A 15,539-nucleotide genomic window follows, 5' to 3' on the forward strand; every position below is an offset into this window, starting at 1 on the left:
CGTTCCGCCACCCATGCTGCGGCTTCACCAAAGGTGAAGGTCAAATGGCTTGTCGTGGTTGCGGTTGCCGTTGCGGTCGCGGGAGTGTGAGCTTGTTTCGCCCCCGCCGCCCCTGCCCTTCCCGTTCCTGGGGGCTTCGCCCCCAGACCCCCGTTCGCCCGAAGGGCTCGTCCTCAAACGCCGGACGGGCTGGGTGACTCCCCCGCCAGGCGGTTGTTAGCCTGCGACGGGATTGCCCGAGACGTCGTAGATCGCCCTGGACGTCGTACGAATATGGAGTCTGCCGTGGTCCGAGTCGCACTCGTCACCTACAACCCGGGGGAGGAGCCCAGCGCGGACCGGGATCTGCCGGTGCTGAGGCGAGCCCTGGAAGACGCCGGGGCGGAGGTCGCCGTCGCCCACTGGGACGACCCGGCGGTCGACTGGGCGGGCTTCGACCTCGTCGTGATCCGGTCGACCTGGGACTACAGCTGGCGGGTGGCGGAGTTCGTGGCGTGGGCCGAGCGGTGCGGGAAGGTCACGCGGCTCGCGAACCCGGCGGGGGTCGTGCGGTGGAACACCGACAAGCGGTACCTCGGTGATCTGGCGGAGGCGGGGGTTCCGGCGGTGGAGACCCGGTATCTCGCGCCGGGCGATCCCGTCGGTCTTCCCGACGACCACGAGTACGTCGTGAAGCCCACGTCCGGCGCGGGCGCCCGCCTCGCCGCGCGGTACACGCCCGAGGAGCGGGAGACCGCGGTACGACAGCTCGAGCGGATGCACGCGCAGGGGCTGACCGCGATGGTGCAGCCCTACCTGTCGAGCATCGACGCCTCCGGCGAGCGGGCGCTGCAGTTCTTCGGCGGGCGCTTCCTGCATGCCAGCCGGAAGGGTGCGGTGCTGGAGCCCGGGACGGCGTACGACGCGGACAAGGTTCCGCATCCCCGGCTGGAGCCGTGGGAGCCGACCCCGGCCGAACTGTCTGTCGCCGAGCGGGCGTTGGCGGCTGTACCGGATGCGCCCGAGCTGCTCTACGCCCGCGTCGATCTCGTCGACGGCGACGACGGGCAGCCGCGCGTGATGGAGCTGGAGCTGATCGAGCCGAATCTCTTCCTCTGGCTGCATCCGGAGTCGCTGCCCGTGGTCGTGGAGGCGATCGTCAAGGCCGCTCGTTGACGGCCACCCGTTGCAGCAGCCCCCAGGTGAACTCCGCCGCGCACTCCCGTCGTACGCCGGACGCGTCGGGGGCCGTGAACGCCAGCCCCCAGCGCGTCGGGGCCGTGCCCTCCAGCGGCCGGGCGGGGGCGAAGGCGCGGGCGGCCTCGTCGACCGTGCAGGACCAGGGAGTGAGGTCGTCGAGGGTCTCCAGCATCGGGCCCGGGGCACCGGGGGCCCGCACCAGCCACTCGTTCCAGGCGACGCCGTTCGGGGCGACGAGGACCTCGAAGCGGAGGTCGGGCCAGAGAGGGACGGGCCAGAGGAGGGCCTCGCAGGCGAGATCGCCGATCTGGCGGGGGGTCACGGACTCCGGGGTGCCGAGGATCGAGCGGATGGGGGCACCTCCCATGCCCTTGAGGCTATGGGGGAGGGACGTGGCCGCCCGGGAGCGCGGGGCGTGCAGCATCGCCTGCCAGCGGCGGTTGGCCTCGCGCATGTCGGCGATGGAGACGCCCAGCTCGTGGCGGGCGTCCTCGACGAGGCCGGGGTTGTGGTCGGCCATGCGGCGCAGCAGGACCAGTTGGAAGTCGAGCGGGGTGAACGGGCTAGCGGGTCGCTTGGCGGGCATGGGGTCCATGGTCGCGTACGCGGCGCTCGCCCGGACGGCGGCCGTCCGGCAGGAACAGGACCGAGTTGACGTAACGCGGGCCGCGCGGTGGCAGCACCCGGCGCAGCAGGCCCTGGGAGACGACGTGCGACGTCAGGGCCTGGTGGGTCTCCAGGGGGAAGGACGCGAGGGGCAGCCAGGTGGTGCCGGGCAGCACCCAGCCCGCGTAACCCTGCTCGCCGAGGTGCGCGACGACCGGGGCGATCGGCTGGATACGGGACTCCAGTTCGATGAAGAGGGCCGGGCGGTCGCGGGCCAGCAGGGCTCGCGCGCCGCGCAGGACCGCCAGCTCGTTGCCGTCCACGTCGATCTTGATGAAGGCGACGTCGCGGAGGCCCAGGCTGTCGAGGGTGAGACAGGGGACCTCCAGGGCGCGGGCGTGGATGTCCCTGCGGACGAGCGAGGACACGCCCCGGTCGCCCGCGTCGTCCGGCGGCAGCCAGAGAGGGGCCGTGCCCCGGTGGTCGGAGGCGGCGGCTCTGATCACGCGGACGTTGGACGGGGCGGTGGAGGACAGCAGTCGGGCCAGGTGGGGGACCGGTTCGACGGTCACCACGCGGTGGGCGCGGGCGGACAGGCGGTGCGTCCAGGGGCCGTACCAGCCGCCCACGTCCACCGCCGTGCCGCAGTCGGGCGGGCAGAGGTCGCCGAGCCGGGCCAGCTCGGGCTCGAAGCGCGGGTAGAGGACCCGGGCGGTGGCGGCGACCAGGCGGGTGGGGAGCAGGGGGGCGAGACGGGCGGGCAGGGTCGTCATGGAGCAATCCGTTTCAGCAACTCCTCGTGTTCGTTCTCCGTCACCTGCTCCCCGGAGGACGGCAGTAACTGCGGGATGCCGTCGACGATCGGGTAACGGCGGTGCAGGCGCGGGTTGTAGAGGGCCTCCTCCGACGCCACCGACTCGTCCGGCACGAGCAGGTGGAGCGGGCCCTTGTCGAGCGGGCAGGCCAGGATCTTCAACAGTGGGTCGTCGGGCTTCATGGTGGAGTCAACTCCTTGGCCACGATGGGGGGTTGGGGTGCGGTGTCGTGCTTGGGCATGGCGAGCAGCACCGAGACCGCGAGCGCGGTGCCCGCCAGCCGGAGTGCCAGCCGCACCGGATCGTGCGGCAGTGCCTCGCCGAACGCGAGCGTGCCGAGCACCGCTGTGAACAGACAGGTCACCGTCGTGCAGACGGGCACGATCAGTGAGGCCCGGCAGCGCTGGAGCGCGGCCTGCGACATGACCAGACCGAACGCGCCGGTGAAGAGCAGGAGATAGGGGTACGGAGAGCGCAGGAGGCCGACCGCCGCCCCGCCCAGCCCACTTGTCGTCAGATAGCTCGACACTCCCTTGATGGCGAGCGAGCTCACCCCGTACAGCAGGCCCACCGCCACGCCGTACTCGACGCCGGTGGTCGGCATCCGGTGCCGGTGCCGGGAACGGCGCTCGGCGGACCCGTACAGCCACACGCCCAGCGCGAGCGACGGCAGACACACGGTGAGGATCAGCGGTGCCGGGGCGCTGTGACTGACCGAGTCCGAGCCCTCGCGCAGGGACAGGACGACCATGAGCAGGGCGGCCAGGATCGCCCCGAGGGCGTATCGCTCGCGGCCGGTCGTCTCCTCGCCGAGCAGGCGCGCGGAGAGCAGCACCAGGAGGACGAGCCCGGACACGAAGATGCCCTGGGCCGCGGCGATCGGCAGCGTGCGGTAGACGGCGAGCTGGGCCCCGAACCCGGCGGCGAGGGCCACCGAGCCGCCGATCCACAGGGGGCTGCCGAGGACCAGGCGCAGCAGCCGGGCCGGGCGGCGGATGTTCACCTCGGGCAGGGCCGCCAACGCCCGTTTCTCCAGGACGAATCCGGTGCTGTACAGGACGTTCGCCAGCAGGGCCGCGGCCACTCCCCACCACATGGTCTACGTCCTTCGCGCGTGCAGGAGCAGGATGGAGGCCAGGGAGGGGGCGGCGCAGGCCAGCCGGTCCAGCGGCCGCAGTGGTCGCGGTACGCAGTGGAAGGGCGCGCCTCTCAGCTGGACGACCTCGAAGCCCGACGCCGCCACGAACTCCCGTAGCGCACGGGCGGTGTAGAGCCGCAGATGCCCGACGACCTCTCTGCCCGGACGGCCGTGGATCGCGCGCAGGCTCACCTCCGAGAAGACGGGCTGGACCCCGGCGAGCAGCAGGGCGCGGTTGTACCAGGCGGCGAGGTTCGGGGTGGAGAGCATCAAATGGCCGCCGGGGCGCAGAACTCGACGGATCTCGTCGAGCGCGCTGTCCGGGTCCACCAGGTGTTCCACGACCTCGCTGAAGAGCACCGCGTCGGCGGCACCGGTCGCGAACGGCAGTCCTCCGTCGGTGAGTTCGCCGCGGATCGCGTACGGCATATGGGCGTGGGCGCGTCTGAGGGCGTCCTGTGACCAGTCGACGCCGACGAGACGGTGTCCGGCGAGGAGAGGCGCGGCGGTCTCGGCGGCGGTGCCGTCGCCGCAGCCGATGTCCAGGACGGTCTTCGCGCCCGCCGTGGCCGGGCCGAGCGCGGCGGCCAGCAGGCGGGCCTGGCGCAGGCTGCGGGGGGTGCCGGAGGCGACGGGGACGGCGGGATCCTCGTAGAAATCGCGAAGTCCCCTGCGGGCTGATGCTGTTGTCGTCATGCGCCGGTCTCCTCCGTCGCGTGCAGATAGTGCTCGAAGAGGTCGCGGAGGTGGGCGCCGTCGCCGTGGCTGAGCAGGGTGCGCGACCAGCGCAGGGCGACGTGCAGGCGGCCCGCGGTGGACGCGGTCGTGACGGTCAGGCCGCGGGGCATGCGGGCGGGGGCGGAGAACCAGACCGCGTGGGCGCGGCCCGCCGCCTCGCCGAAGTCGAGGGAGTACGGGATGCGGCCGATGTTGCTGAGCAGCGTGGTCGACGTCCAGGGGGCGGCCGCCCTGCGCAGGCCCCTGGTGACGGCCGCGCGCCACGCCACGGGGACCACCGGAGCGGTCAACAGGGCGGCCCCGTGGCCGAGTTGGGGGCGGTCGAGGGACTTCAGGGCGCGCGTGCGGTTCGCCGTGCGGCGCAGCAGCTCGCCCATCCGGTCCGGGTCCAGCTCCTGTGGGGCGAAGGTGACTTCGACGAGTCTGGTTCCGTTCCCTATGGGCATGTCCGCGTCCCGGGGGCGGTCGTCCACCGGCATTGTGATGCGCAGGGGGCGGGGGTGGGCGCCGTGTTCCCTGTTCCAGTGGGCGACCATCAGGGCCGTGGTGGCCATGAGCTGGTCGTTCACCGTGTACGGGGAGCCCTTGGGGCGGCGCGGGACGCTGAGCTCGGTGACGAGCATGCCGTTGCCGGGGGAGGGTTCGGGGGAGCCGGGGGCGACCCTGGCGGGTGGGGTCCAGGTGGAGGGGGCCTCCACCTGGTCGGCTCCTCCGTCGTCGGGGGTACGCACCGGGGGTGCGGCGGGGGAGTTGTCCCTGCCGCCGTACAGCTCCGCTGCGGTGGCCAGGATGCGCAGGCAGGCGGGGCCGTCCAGTGCGGTGTGGTTGATGGTGAGGAAGAGGACTGTGCCCTTGGGTTCGGGGTGCTCGGGGTTGGGGCGGCCATGGGGGGTGGGTCGCGCAGCCCGGCGCTCACGGGGTGCCGCTCTCCTTGGGACGGGTGCCGCCCCAGCGGCACGATTGCCCGTAGCTACGTCCACGGCGTCGCCGGCCTCGCTGCCCACCGCCCGGCCCGCCCCCTCGACCACCTCCAGGCGTATCGGCGGTGCGGCCGACAGTGGTGGGGCCTCCAGCAGGGCCCTGGTTCTGGCGTCTCTGAGGGCATCCCGACTGCGGGGCGGGAACGTCACCACGTCCACGTCCGGCCCGGGAGCCAGCTCCCACTCGTAGCGGCGTCGGTACCAGGGGCCCGGCGCCTCGCGCATGAGGATCCGGGGGTGGCGCTGGAGGGCCTCCGTGAACGCGGTCCGCAGCCGGGCCGGGTCGAGGCGGCCCGGCAGGTGGACCTCGATGTGGACGGTTTCCGGTTCCTCTTCCTGGAGGCAGTGCCGGGCGACCTCGTCGACGACGGGGAACGGCACGCGTACGGGGGGCCGGGACGGACCGTCCGTGCCGTCCCGCGCCGGGTGTTCCACCGCGGTCATGTGACCTCGCCCCTCCCCGCGTTGTCGCCCTTCCCTGCGTCGTCGCCCTTCACCGCGTCGTCGGGCTGCCGTGCGGCGTCCGGCGCTGTCGTCCTGAACCTCGGCTTCCGGAACGGGATCCGCACCGTCGGCGGGTCGGGCTCGCGCTGGGCGGAGCCGGGGCCGCGCGCGGAGATGGTCGGACCGGACGCGAGCTCCGCCCCGGGTTCCGGAGCGCCGGGCTTCTCCCCGGCCTGCTTGGCCCCCGCGCCGGGCTTCTCCGCGGAGGCGGTGGAGGCGGCGGAGGCTTCGGAGGCGGTGGAGGCCTCAAAGGCCCCCGGCCCCCCGCTCTCCCCCCGCCGCCTGCGCGGCAAGGGCGCCGTCGGCGCCTCGGACCCCGGTGGCGCCTCCCACCGCGCGGCCGACCCGGCGGTGTCCGGCTCCCGCACACTCACCAGCCCCGCGAACAACCCGATCAGCGCCAGCAGTTGGGCAGTGGCCCCGAAGGCCCCCTCGTCCGCCGACACCGGCGACCCCGCCCCCGTCGCGGCAGCGACCCCCGCCCCCGCGAGCGCGAGGAACGCGATCGGTACGAGCAGCGCGTGCCGTTTCCACGCGAGCAGGGCCAGCGCCGGAACCAGCAGGGCGAAGAACCCGGCGATCACGACCCCGGCCAGGGTGAGCGCGACCAGGCCCAGCCACGGCCCGGGCAGCGCCGGCACCGGCTGCGGCTCGTCGGGGTTGGGCTCGCGGCGGCGCCAGATGACGAGGCCCGCGAGAGCCGCCACGGCGACGCCGCCGCCGATCAGCCCGGCCTCGTACGTCGTCGAGGGCTCGTACGACAGCTTGACCGTGCCGCCCGCGCCGGACGGGATCTGCCAGCCCTGCTGCCAGCCGTCGAGCCGTACCGGGGTGAGTTCCTTGCCGTTGAGGGTGGCCTTCCAGCCGTCGTTGTAGTTCTCGTACGTCGTCAGGTACGAGGCCGCGCCCGAGCCGACCGTCACCTCACGACGGTCGCCCAGCCAGTCCCGTATCTGAAGACCACGCCCGGCGGTCGTCGCCGCCGCGACCGTCCCGCGCGTCAGCGTCACGTCCGTGACGGCGAGCGGTCCGGTGTCGCCCGCCTCCACCCGGTGCGAGCCGTCGGTCAGCTCCAAGGCCGTGTCCGCGCGGCCTTCTTGACAGAGCGTCAGATCGACCGCGCGGCGCTCCACCAGGTCCCGTACCGTCCCCTTCGCGCTCGTCTCGTACAGCTTTCCGTCGACCGCGACCACCGGCCCCTTCCCGCAGGGGAGCGAGAACCTGCGGGTGCCGGACGGCTGCGGGGTGCGGTACTGATCGAGCGCCGGGATGTAGGCCTCGGTCAGTCCGACCGGCAGTTGCAGGTCGTCGTCCGCGACCGGGTTGTGGACGGTGAGCGGTGCGGTCTCGGTGACGGTGATGTCGAGGTGGTCGGTGGTGATGGGGTCGAAGCGGGCCCAGCCGTTCTCGTCGACGCCGACGATCGCCGCCCCGTCCGGGGAGCTGATGTTCACCTTTGTCGGCCGGGTCGACAGGCCGCCGGCCGGGGCCAGCACGATGGACGAGACCGGCTGTTTGTCGGGCCAGCTGAGGTGGATGGTCGGGTTGTCCCCGGCGATCCACGCGGTGGTCAGGTCGCCGTCCGTGAGATTGCGCGCCGAGAGACCGGCGCCGAGCTTCGCCGTCGAGTCCGCCGTCGCGGTGATCCGGCTCTGCTGGTCGGGCGCGACCTCGTACAGCAGCTTGTCGAGCTCCTCGCCCGGGATCGGGACCGCGCTCGCCTTCATCTCGTACGTCCCCGCCGTCGACGTCGAGAAGCTGCGGTGCAGGCCCGCCTCGGTGCCCGTCGGGGACAGCCCGGTGGGGTCGGCGGTGCGGTGCAGCGAGACGATCTCGGAGGAGGCGTCCGAGCCGGCGGCGTCCGTCGGGAGCCGCAGCAGACGGGTCACCTGGACGTCCGGCAGGTCGATCTCGGAGAAGCCCGCGCCGGTGAGACCGGCGTGCTGCTCCGTGGAGCCGACGATCGTGATCTTCAGCCAGCTCGTCGACCCGGCACGGGCCTTGATCGACTGGGTCATGCCGTTCGGCTGGAGATAGCTGGTGACGGAGCCCTTCTCCGTCTCCACCCGCACCCGCGTCGCCGCCGAACGGACCCCGTCCTGCGGCAGCGGCGTCACCTTGAACGACGAAGGCACGTCCACGGACCCGTCGAACCGGATCCGCAGCCACTGCCCGTTCGCCGAGCCCGCCGCGCCCTCCGCCCACGCGGTGTCCGGGTTGCCGTCGAAGGCGTTCACGGGGTCGTACTGCGGCAGGTAGAACAGCCAGTTGCCGGTCGATGAGGCGGTCACCGAGCGGGCGCCGCGCAGTTCGGCGACCGTCTGGTGCTGGGTGCCCTTCGTCGGCAGGATCTGGTGAGGCTTCGCGCCGGGATCCTGCGCACTGTCGCTGTCGTTGCGCTGGTCACGCGTGTACGTGTACGAGGTGTTGGAGTTGACCAGCCCGAAGCGGGTGTCGGCGCGCCGCAGCCCGTCGCCCACCACCTGCACCTCCGAGGTGCCGAGGCCGGGATGGTTGTCGCCGGTGAGGACGGCGGCACGGCCGCGCATCGTGGGGTCGGCGGACAGCGGGAGCAGCGCCTCGGGGCCGCCGGAGACGACGGCGGTGTCGGCGATCGGCTTGAGTCCGGCCTGTCCGGGCCTCGGTACGTCCTTGCTCACCGGCTCGTAGATCTCCACCGCGCGCTGGCGCGGGTAGAGGCCCTCGACCCGCAGGGGCGTGTCGTTCGCGATCCGGCCCCCCGTCATGACCGGGCCGAAGCCCGTCACGCGCTGGTAGCCCGACTGCTCCAGGGTCCGCTTCACGGTCGCGGTCGGGACATAGCCGAGCTGGTCGGGGTCCAGGTCATTGCGTACGACGACGTAGTAGAGGCCCGCGCGGCTCAAGTAGTCGGCCAGGCCCGGCACTTCGTCGCCCGTCATCAGTGACTGCTCGACCGCGTCCAGGGCGCGCCGGTTGCCCGCGGTGCCGAAGGGGACGTAATCCCGTTGCGCCCAGCGGGAGTCGGCGAGCACGTCGAGGGGCTGGTCGATGGGGGAGCCCCAGGTGTAGATGCCGTGCGCGGTGGCGGGGACGACGAGGGCGCGGGAGTCGGGGGAGTATTTCTCCAGCCAGTTGGCCGTGGTCTGCCAGTACTTGGGGAGTTCCTGGAACGAACCCGGTTGCAGGATCGACCCGTTGAGATACGGCCAGGCGAGTCCGGGGATCACCAGGATCGCCGCGATCAGCGGGGCGAGACGGCGGCCGCGGACCCGGCGGGCGCCGCGTTCCGAGGAGGCGACGCCCACCAGATGGGCCAGCCCGAACACGAGCGCCAGAGCGAGCCCCGTCTGGAACTTGTAGATGTTCCGGAAGGGGACCAGCCAGCCGTTCAGCCAGTCCTGGACGACCCCGTGGAAGGGCGCGCCGAACGAACCGCCGTACCCGGCCAGGGTGATGAGCGCGACCGACAGCACGGTCAGCACGAGCCAGCGCCGCTCGGGCATGTCCCGTCTCGCCAGACCGGCGAGGCCCAGACCGGCCGCGAGCGCCGAGCAGACGATCACGATCACCGCGGACGCGACGGTCCAGCCGGCCGGCAGCCAGGCCTCGCCGAAGTGCAGATAGGCGACCCAGTTACCGGCGCCGCGCAGGCTCTCGGTGGCCGACATGGTGGCCGTCGTGGTCCCTGAAGTCTCCACGTAAGGAAGGAAGTTCTCGCCGTAGATGCCGAGCACCAGCAGCGGAACCCACCACCAGGCCGTCGCCAGGATCACGCCCGGCACCCACCAGGCGATCAGCTTGCGCTGCCGGGGTCCGCGCGGCCGGGAGAGGAGATACAGCCCGACCGGGAGCAGGGACGCCAGGGTCGCGGCCGCGTTCACGCCGCCCATGAAAGGGACGATCAGGGCCGACCGGAGGGCCGCGATCCGCGCGGTGTACCGCTCGTTGGTGAGCGGCAGCAGGACCCAGGGGAGGAAGGCGCCGGGGAGCGCGGCGGCCGAGGTCGAGCCGACGACCACGGTGAACACCGGCCACAGCGCGTACGCCACGGCGGCGAGAAGCCGCGACGCGGAGCTGCCGATCCGCAGCCGCTCGGCCAGCCGCAGCGCCCCCCAGAAGGCGACGGACACGACGAGCGACAGCCACAGCCGCTCCGCCAGCCACACCGGGAGGTCGATCAGCTTGCACAGGCCGTAGAACGGCAGCATCGGCCAGACGTAACCGACGTACTGGTCCTGGATGCCGCCGAATCCGCCCCGGTCGTGCCACAACTGGCCCAGATCGGAGAGGAACTGCCATGGGTCGAGGGCGACGCCGAGCTTGGTGTCGAAGGTCATCCGCCCGGGGTGCACGGCCAGGAACAGCACGAACACCACGGCCCAGAAACCCAGCAGCCACCGCCGCGAGCGGGGCCCCTCCGGGGGGCCCGAGGTGGTCGCGGCGGGGCGGACGGCTGCCGGGGGAGGAGCCTGGACCGTGCTGGTCATGGTGGACACCGCCGGAGGATGAGGAGGAGGTTCCAGGTGGCGAACTCGCGCAGCCCCGGCGCCTTCGCGACGGCTGACGCGAGGAATGGCCAGTAGCGGGAGCGCGCCGCGACGACGCTGACGTCGTCGCGGGCGCGCACCTGCCGCAGGGTGGTGCCGATGTGCACGGCGAAGAGGTTCTCGCCGAGGGTGTGCTTGGCGGCCTTTCCGGTACGGCGGCGGTAGCGGGCGCGGGCCCGTTCGGCGCCGAGGTAGTGCCAGGGTGCCCACTCGTGACCGCCCCACGGGGACAGCCAGTTGGTGAACGACACATAGATCAGCCCGTCGGGCCGGGTCACCCGCACCATTTCACTGAGGAAGGTCTGCGGATCGGCCACGTGCTCAAGGACGTTGGAGGAGAAGCAGACGTCGGCGACCCCGTCCGCCAGGGGCAGCAGATACCCGTCCGCGACGACCGCCGAGTCGGGCGGCTTCGGCCCCAACTCCCCGACGTCCGGCTCGAAGAGGTACGCGTGCGCCCCGCGCCGCCGGAACTCCTCGGTGAAGTACCCGCTGCCGCCGCCGACGTCCACGACCGTACGGCCTTCGACGGCGCCGTACGCCTCGACCTGGTCGGCGGCGTCCCGGGCGAGGAGGGAGTAGCAGGACTCGGGGTCGTCCTGCTCGTGCAGGAAGGCACGGAAGAGGGCGAGGGAGCGACGTATGGAGGGGTCCTTGAGGCCCGTACCCGTGCCCGACCGTGAGTCTTTGCCCGCGCCCGTGCCCGACTCTGGGCCTTTGCCCGCGCCCGTCGGGGCCGTCATGGCGTCCAGCCCCTCACCGCCTCCATGGCCACGGCTCTGAACTGGCGGACCGTGTGGTTCCAGCGGTACCGGGCGGCGCGCTCGCGGGCCGCCTTGCCCATCAGGGTGCGGCGGTGGGTGGACAGGGCGAGGGTGCACCAGGCCGCCGCGAAGGAGGACTCGCCGCGGGCCAGTACGCCCGTCTCGCCGTCCACCACGGAGTCGCGCAGACCGGGTACGTCGAAGGCGACGGCCGGGGTCTCCCGCGCGGCCGCCTCCGTGACCACCAGGCCCCAGCCCTCGACGGCGGACGGGTGCAGCAGCAGCCACGCGGCGCACAGCAGGCGGTGCTTCTCGGCCTCGGAGACATGACCGGTGAACTCGACGCCCGGGCCCGCGAGTTGTTCGAGCCGCTCCCGCTCCGGGCCGTCTCCAACGATCACCAGCCGGCCGCCGGTGACCGGGCGGACCCGCTCCCACAGCCGCAGCAGCAGATCGATCCGCTTGTACTCGACGAGCCGCCCCATCGCCACGAAGAGCGGCTCCGGCGAGCGCGGGACCCGCGGCCCCGGCTCCTCGACCCCGTTGTGCACGACCCGGATGCGGTCCCGCTCGACCCCGATCGCGCGCAGGGCGTGTGCCGTCGACGGAGAGACGGCGACCAGCAGATTGTGGCGCTGTGCGCCGGCCAGTGCCCAGTGTTCGAGTCTTCGGCCGATCCGGGCGGCGGGCGCCAGCGGTCCGCCGAACCGCATCTTCCACAGATCCGTGTGGACGTGGTTGACCAGGCAGAGCGTGGGGCCGTGGTGCCACAGCGGCGCCAGATACGGCAGGCCGTTGCACACCTCGACCAGCAGGTCGCAGTCACCGACCTGGCGGTGGAGCGCGGGGCGGGCGCGCAGAAAGTGGCCCAGGTCGCCGCCCGCGGAGACGACCCGGTAGTCGCGGTAGGCCGCGGGGCCGCCGCACAGCAGCGTGACCTGGTGGCCGAGCTGGGTCAGTCCTTCGGCCAGTCGGTCGACCAGGAGTTCGGAGCCGCCCGCCGCCGGATTACCGAGATCGCGGCGGGCGAGAAAAACGATACGGCGCGGCTGTGGGGGGAGCGCCGGGAGGTGCTGCGCGGAGCGCGGGAACGCGGCGCGCAGCGAGGAAGGCACGTGCTGGGGCATGGGTGCTCCAACTCGTCTCAGGGTGCGGAACTCAGCGTGGGGGGTGGGGCGTAGGGAACTTTTCGTTCGGTGGCGCTGGGAATTCTTCGGTAGCGCTGGGAATCTTTCGGTGGCGCTGGGAATCTGCCGAACTGTGGGGGTTTTAGGCGTTCGCTGTTACGGGGGTGTGGGTGGGCTGTGCTCGGGTGGGGTTGGACAGTTTTCGCCCGGCGGTTCGATGCGGCTACTCACCGAGGTGACAATTTCCGGGGTTTGTGGAGCTGACGCCACATCACATCGTGAGCGGAGGCTGGGACGACTCGGACGTATCGGGATCCGGCCGCCCGCGTACCACCAAAACGACACCCGCCGCGGCGAGGACGAATCCCAGCACACCGGCACCGATCGGCAACGTCTGCCCCACCATGCGCAGTTGGCCGCTCTCGGCCTTGGCCTGCTTCACCTGGTCCTGCTGCGTGGCGGCTGTGAAGGCCAGCTTCTGGCTGTCCAGGAGCACCGCGGCGTCCTTCTTGCCGCCCGGGGCGCGCAGCGTCCTGCGCGGGCCGACCTGCGCGTAGATCACCCGGCCGGTGCGCTGGTCGACGACCAGCTCGATGAGGTGGTTGGCGTACCACTCCTCGGCGAGCACCTGGCTGCGCTTCGGCTGCCCGACGAGCGCGCCCGGCACCAGACGGGTCCCGGTCCTGGTGGCGGGGACGGTTCCGGTGAACCGGTACCCCTCGTACCCGCGGATTTTCTTGGTCCCCCGGTAGTTCAGAGTGACCGTCGCGCCAAGGGAGTTGTCCCACCAGCGGTACGCGCGTTTCTGCACGTCGAAGGGGAACTTGAGGTAGGCCTCGCCCTCGAAGTGCGGGTTCTCCTGGCAGCAGTGCACCGGTGTGTTGGTCCTGCGGTCGGTGACCCAGCGGCCCGGCGTGAACTCCAGGGCGTCGTGCGGGTCGGCCGCGGGCAGCGACTTGTCCGTGTCGACCGTGGTCGTCACGTCCCAGACCGCCTCGCCGCTGCGCTCGCTGTCGGTGACGTCGCCGCGCACCCGCTGGGTGACGGTGATCTTCTGGCCGGGCACGGTCTCGACCTTGTCGACGTCGAAGACGCTGCCCGTGCCGGTGTAGACGGCGGTGGTGTCGATGTCGATGGGGTTCACGGCGGCACGCGGTTTCACGTACCACGCGAGCAGCGGGGCCAGTACGAGCAGGAAGGTGCCGAGGCCCAGCAGGGTCAGTGCGAAGGGTGACGCTTTCCGGCGCATCCGGGCACTCCAGGGGCGTGAGGAGGCTCGACGCACGGGTGATATGCGGTGGTACGAGGTGATACGGGTGCGTCGACACCAGGAGGGAAAGTGCACGTGCGGTATGGGCCGGGAACCGTAGGCGCACCCTTGACGGAGTGTCAATGCATTGTCGAGACTGGCTCCTGCCGGGCGGGGCCGGTGGTGGGCACGACCGCACGGGCCTGATGGTGCGGGCGACCGGGGTGGGGACGACCTCCGACAGAGAGGCTGACCCTGCGATGTCCAGACTGCTCGCCGCCGCCATCACCGTCGCGGCCGCCGCCGCACTCGCCGTGGGTGCCGCGCTCGGCATCGTCGCGTTGCTCGACGCGACCCCGGATCAGCCGAACACCCCACTGATCACCTACGAGCATGCCGCCCAGGAGCGCTGATCATGGGCTCCCGCACGGGAACCGTCGGCGTGCGCTCGGCCTGGCATGACGTTCCCCGCCTCCAGGTGCGGCAGTTCGCGGCGATCGCCATGGCCGAGGCGCCGGCGCTCGCCGAGGAGATCCTGCGCGAGATCCGCCGCGAGTACCCGCATCTGCCGGTCGTCCTCGACGACTCCGGCGAGCCGATGGCCCTGATCGGCATCCGCCGGGCGATCGAGGTCTTCGTGCAGCACCTGGAGACCGCCGAGGGGCGCCCGCGGGTCCATCCCGAGGTCTTCCAGGAGTTCGGCCGGGGCGAGGGTCTGCACGGCCGCAGCCTCGACTCGCTCCAGGCGATCTACCGGCTCGGGGTGCGGCTCGCCTGGCGGCGGTTCGCCGAGATCGGGCAGCGGGTCGACATCCCGCCACCGGCGATGTACGAGCTCGTCGACGCGGGCTACGAGTATCTGGACGGTCTGGTGGATCAGTCCGTACGGGGCTACGCCGAGGCCGCCGCCCGGCAGGCCGGGGAGCGCCTGCGCCTCCAGCGCCGCCTGATGGAGTTACTGCTCTCCGAGCACCACCACCGGGGCGACCCCGCCGAGGCGCTCGTCGAACGCGCCGCCCGGATCGGCTGGCCGCTGCCCGACAAGGTCGCCGTCGGGGTGCTGCTGCGTCCGGCCCGGGAGGCCGTCGCGCCGGCCGTGGGGCAGGGCGTGCTGCTCGACATGGAGTACGAGCAGCCCCGTATGGTCGTGCCCGAGCCGGACGCCGCGGGGCGCCCGGAGCTGCTGCACCGGGCGCTGACCGGGTGGGCCGGGGCGATCGGACCGCCGGTGCCGCTGGCCGACGCGGCGAAGTCGCTGCGCTGGGCCGAGGCGGCGGTACGGCTCATGGAGCGGGGACTGCTTCCCTCCGGGGAGGTCCTGCACTGTACGGAGCACACGGAGGCCCTGGTGCTGCTCCAGCCCGAGGAGCTGATCGACGATCTCGCGCTGCGGTGTCTGGCGCCGCTGGCGCACTGCGGTCCCACGCATGGGCGGCGCCTTGCCGAGACGTTACTGGCGTGGCTGGAGACGCGTGGTGGTGCCCCCGAGGTCGCGGCGCGGCTCGGTGTCCATCCGCAGACGGTCCGCTACCGCCTTCGGCAGATACGGGAACTCTGGGGCGACGAGATCGATGATCCGGACCGGCGGTTCGAGCTGGAGCTGGTGCTACGGGCGCAGCGGTTGCGGGGTGAGCTGGGGGGTCCGCGCGGGCGGCGCTGACCGGGTCTTTCCCGCCCACCCGGCCGCCTCGGCCGGTCGGACGGCTCCGTCGAGAGTCCCCTGACCCCGGCCGAGGCCGCGCCCGGCGCTGCCCTCACATGCCTTCCCGTCCACTCGCCCGTCTCGCTCCGTCGGACAGTTCCGTCGAGAGACCAGTCAGGCCCCGGCAAGAGCTCCCTCCGCCCCATCCTCTCCCCACCCATTGCCCGTCCGAGCCCACTATGACTAGCCTGTGTTCGTCATCCCGATC

General features: G+C 72.3%; 13 protein-coding genes. 3 read left to right on the forward strand and 10 right to left on the reverse strand.

Annotated elements, in window-relative coordinates:
• Positions 1 to 285 precede the first annotated feature (285 nt).
• Complete coding sequence (locus ACZ4WS_RS12910) at positions 286 to 1,155, forward strand: ATP-grasp domain-containing protein (protein WP_467979821.1); 870 nt, start codon at positions 286 to 288, stop codon at positions 1,153 to 1,155.
• On the opposite strand, the gene ACZ4WS_RS12915 is transcribed toward ACZ4WS_RS12910, so the two are convergent.
• The 10 genes from ACZ4WS_RS12915 to pgfA form a co-directional block, all read right to left on the reverse strand.
• Positions 1,139 to 1,774: a hypothetical protein gene (locus ACZ4WS_RS12915; protein WP_467979823.1), complete on the reverse strand. Its 636-nt coding sequence runs from the start codon at positions 1,772 to 1,774 to the stop codon at positions 1,139 to 1,141. The genes ACZ4WS_RS12910 and ACZ4WS_RS12915 overlap by 17 nt on opposite strands.
• The gene (locus tag ACZ4WS_RS12920; RefSeq protein ID WP_467979825.1) at positions 1,743 to 2,558 is read right to left on the reverse strand and encodes an FkbM family methyltransferase; all 816 of its coding nucleotides are present in this window, start codon (positions 2,556 to 2,558) and stop codon (positions 1,743 to 1,745) included. The genes ACZ4WS_RS12915 and ACZ4WS_RS12920 overlap by 32 nt, the downstream gene beginning before the upstream one ends.
• Entirely contained in the window at positions 2,555 to 2,782 is a 228-nt protein-coding gene (locus ACZ4WS_RS12925) for a Trm112 family protein (RefSeq protein ID WP_467979827.1), read from the reverse strand. Before ACZ4WS_RS12925 ends, ACZ4WS_RS12920 begins: the two co-directional genes overlap by 4 nt.
• A complete protein-coding gene (locus tag ACZ4WS_RS12930; protein ID WP_467979994.1) occupies positions 2,779 to 3,684 on the reverse strand; it encodes a hypothetical protein in 906 nt (301 codons plus the stop codon). Before ACZ4WS_RS12930 ends, ACZ4WS_RS12925 begins: the two co-directional genes overlap by 4 nt.
• 15 nt (positions 3,685 to 3,699) lie before the next feature.
• The gene (locus ACZ4WS_RS12935) at positions 3,700 to 4,434 is read right to left on the reverse strand and encodes a class I SAM-dependent methyltransferase (RefSeq protein WP_467979829.1); all 735 of its coding nucleotides are present in this window, start codon (positions 4,432 to 4,434) and stop codon (positions 3,700 to 3,702) included.
• Positions 4,431 to 5,900 carry a condensation protein gene (locus ACZ4WS_RS12940; RefSeq protein WP_467979831.1) on the reverse strand — a complete coding sequence of 490 codons (1,470 nt, stop codon included), beginning with the start codon at positions 5,898 to 5,900 and terminating at the stop codon, positions 4,431 to 4,433. The genes ACZ4WS_RS12935 and ACZ4WS_RS12940 overlap by 4 nt, the downstream gene beginning before the upstream one ends.
• Positions 5,897 to 10,429: an alpha-(1->3)-arabinofuranosyltransferase gene (locus ACZ4WS_RS12945; protein WP_467979996.1), complete on the reverse strand. Its 4,533-nt coding sequence runs from the start codon at positions 10,427 to 10,429 to the stop codon at positions 5,897 to 5,899. The genes ACZ4WS_RS12940 and ACZ4WS_RS12945 overlap by 4 nt, the downstream gene beginning before the upstream one ends.
• On the reverse strand, positions 10,426 to 11,232 hold the full coding sequence (locus ACZ4WS_RS12950) for a class I SAM-dependent methyltransferase (RefSeq protein WP_467979832.1): 807 nt from the start codon (positions 11,230 to 11,232) through the stop codon (positions 10,426 to 10,428). Before ACZ4WS_RS12950 ends, ACZ4WS_RS12945 begins: the two co-directional genes overlap by 4 nt.
• Entirely contained in the window at positions 11,229 to 12,380 is a 1,152-nt protein-coding gene (locus ACZ4WS_RS12955) for a glycosyltransferase family 4 protein (RefSeq protein ID WP_467979834.1), read from the reverse strand. The genes ACZ4WS_RS12950 and ACZ4WS_RS12955 overlap by 4 nt, the downstream gene beginning before the upstream one ends.
• Before the next feature lie 271 nt (positions 12,381 to 12,651).
• Positions 12,652 to 13,629: a cell envelope lipid trafficking protein PgfA gene (pgfA, locus tag ACZ4WS_RS12960; RefSeq protein WP_467979836.1), complete on the reverse strand. Its 978-nt coding sequence runs from the start codon at positions 13,627 to 13,629 to the stop codon at positions 12,652 to 12,654.
• A 260-nt stretch (positions 13,630 to 13,889) separates the two neighbouring features.
• On the opposite strand from pgfA, the gene ACZ4WS_RS12965 reads away from it, so the two are divergent.
• Complete coding sequence (locus ACZ4WS_RS12965; RefSeq protein WP_467979838.1) at positions 13,890 to 14,042, forward strand: hypothetical protein; 153 nt, start codon at positions 13,890 to 13,892, stop codon at positions 14,040 to 14,042.
• A gap of 2 nt (positions 14,043 to 14,044) precedes the next feature.
• Positions 14,045 to 15,289, forward strand: a complete 1,245-nt coding sequence (locus ACZ4WS_RS12970; protein ID WP_467979840.1) for a PucR family transcriptional regulator — start codon at positions 14,045 to 14,047, stop codon at positions 15,287 to 15,289.
• The last annotated feature ends 250 nt before the right edge of the window (positions 15,290 to 15,539 follow it).

This window comes from Streptomyces sp. NPDC029292 (assembly GCF_055569295.1).

What these genes read in the sequence shown, in the direction of transcription:
- ACZ4WS_RS12920 (WP_467979825.1), bottom strand. Translation starts at nt 2,558, where the DNA reads ATGACGACCCTGCCCGCCCGTCTCGCCCCCCTGCTCCCCACCCGCCTG.
- ACZ4WS_RS12950 (WP_467979832.1), bottom strand. Translation starts at nt 11,232, where the DNA reads ATGACGGCCCCGACGGGCGCGGGCAAAGGCCCAGAGTCGGGCACGGGC.
- ACZ4WS_RS12970 (WP_467979840.1), top strand. Translation starts at nt 14,045, where the DNA reads ATGGGCTCCCGCACGGGAACCGTCGGCGTGCGCTCGGCCTGGCATGAC.
- ACZ4WS_RS12965 (WP_467979838.1), top strand. Translation starts at nt 13,890, where the DNA reads ATGTCCAGACTGCTCGCCGCCGCCATCACCGTCGCGGCCGCCGCCGCA.
- ACZ4WS_RS12915 (WP_467979823.1), bottom strand. Translation starts at nt 1,774, where the DNA reads ATGGACCCCATGCCCGCCAAGCGACCCGCTAGCCCGTTCACCCCGCTC.
- ACZ4WS_RS12945 (WP_467979996.1), bottom strand. Translation starts at nt 10,429, where the DNA reads ATGACCAGCACGGTCCAGGCTCCTCCCCCGGCAGCCGTCCGCCCCGCC.
- ACZ4WS_RS12925 (WP_467979827.1), bottom strand. Translation starts at nt 2,782, where the DNA reads ATGAAGCCCGACGACCCACTGTTGAAGATCCTGGCCTGCCCGCTCGAC.
- ACZ4WS_RS12955 (WP_467979834.1), bottom strand. Translation starts at nt 12,380, where the DNA reads ATGCCCCAGCACGTGCCTTCCTCGCTGCGCGCCGCGTTCCCGCGCTCC.
- ACZ4WS_RS12935 (WP_467979829.1), bottom strand. Translation starts at nt 4,434, where the DNA reads ATGACGACAACAGCATCAGCCCGCAGGGGACTTCGCGATTTCTACGAG.
- ACZ4WS_RS12940 (WP_467979831.1), bottom strand. Translation starts at nt 5,900, where the DNA reads ATGACCGCGGTGGAACACCCGGCGCGGGACGGCACGGACGGTCCGTCC.
- pgfA (WP_467979836.1), bottom strand. Translation starts at nt 13,629, where the DNA reads ATGCGCCGGAAAGCGTCACCCTTCGCACTGACCCTGCTGGGCCTCGGC.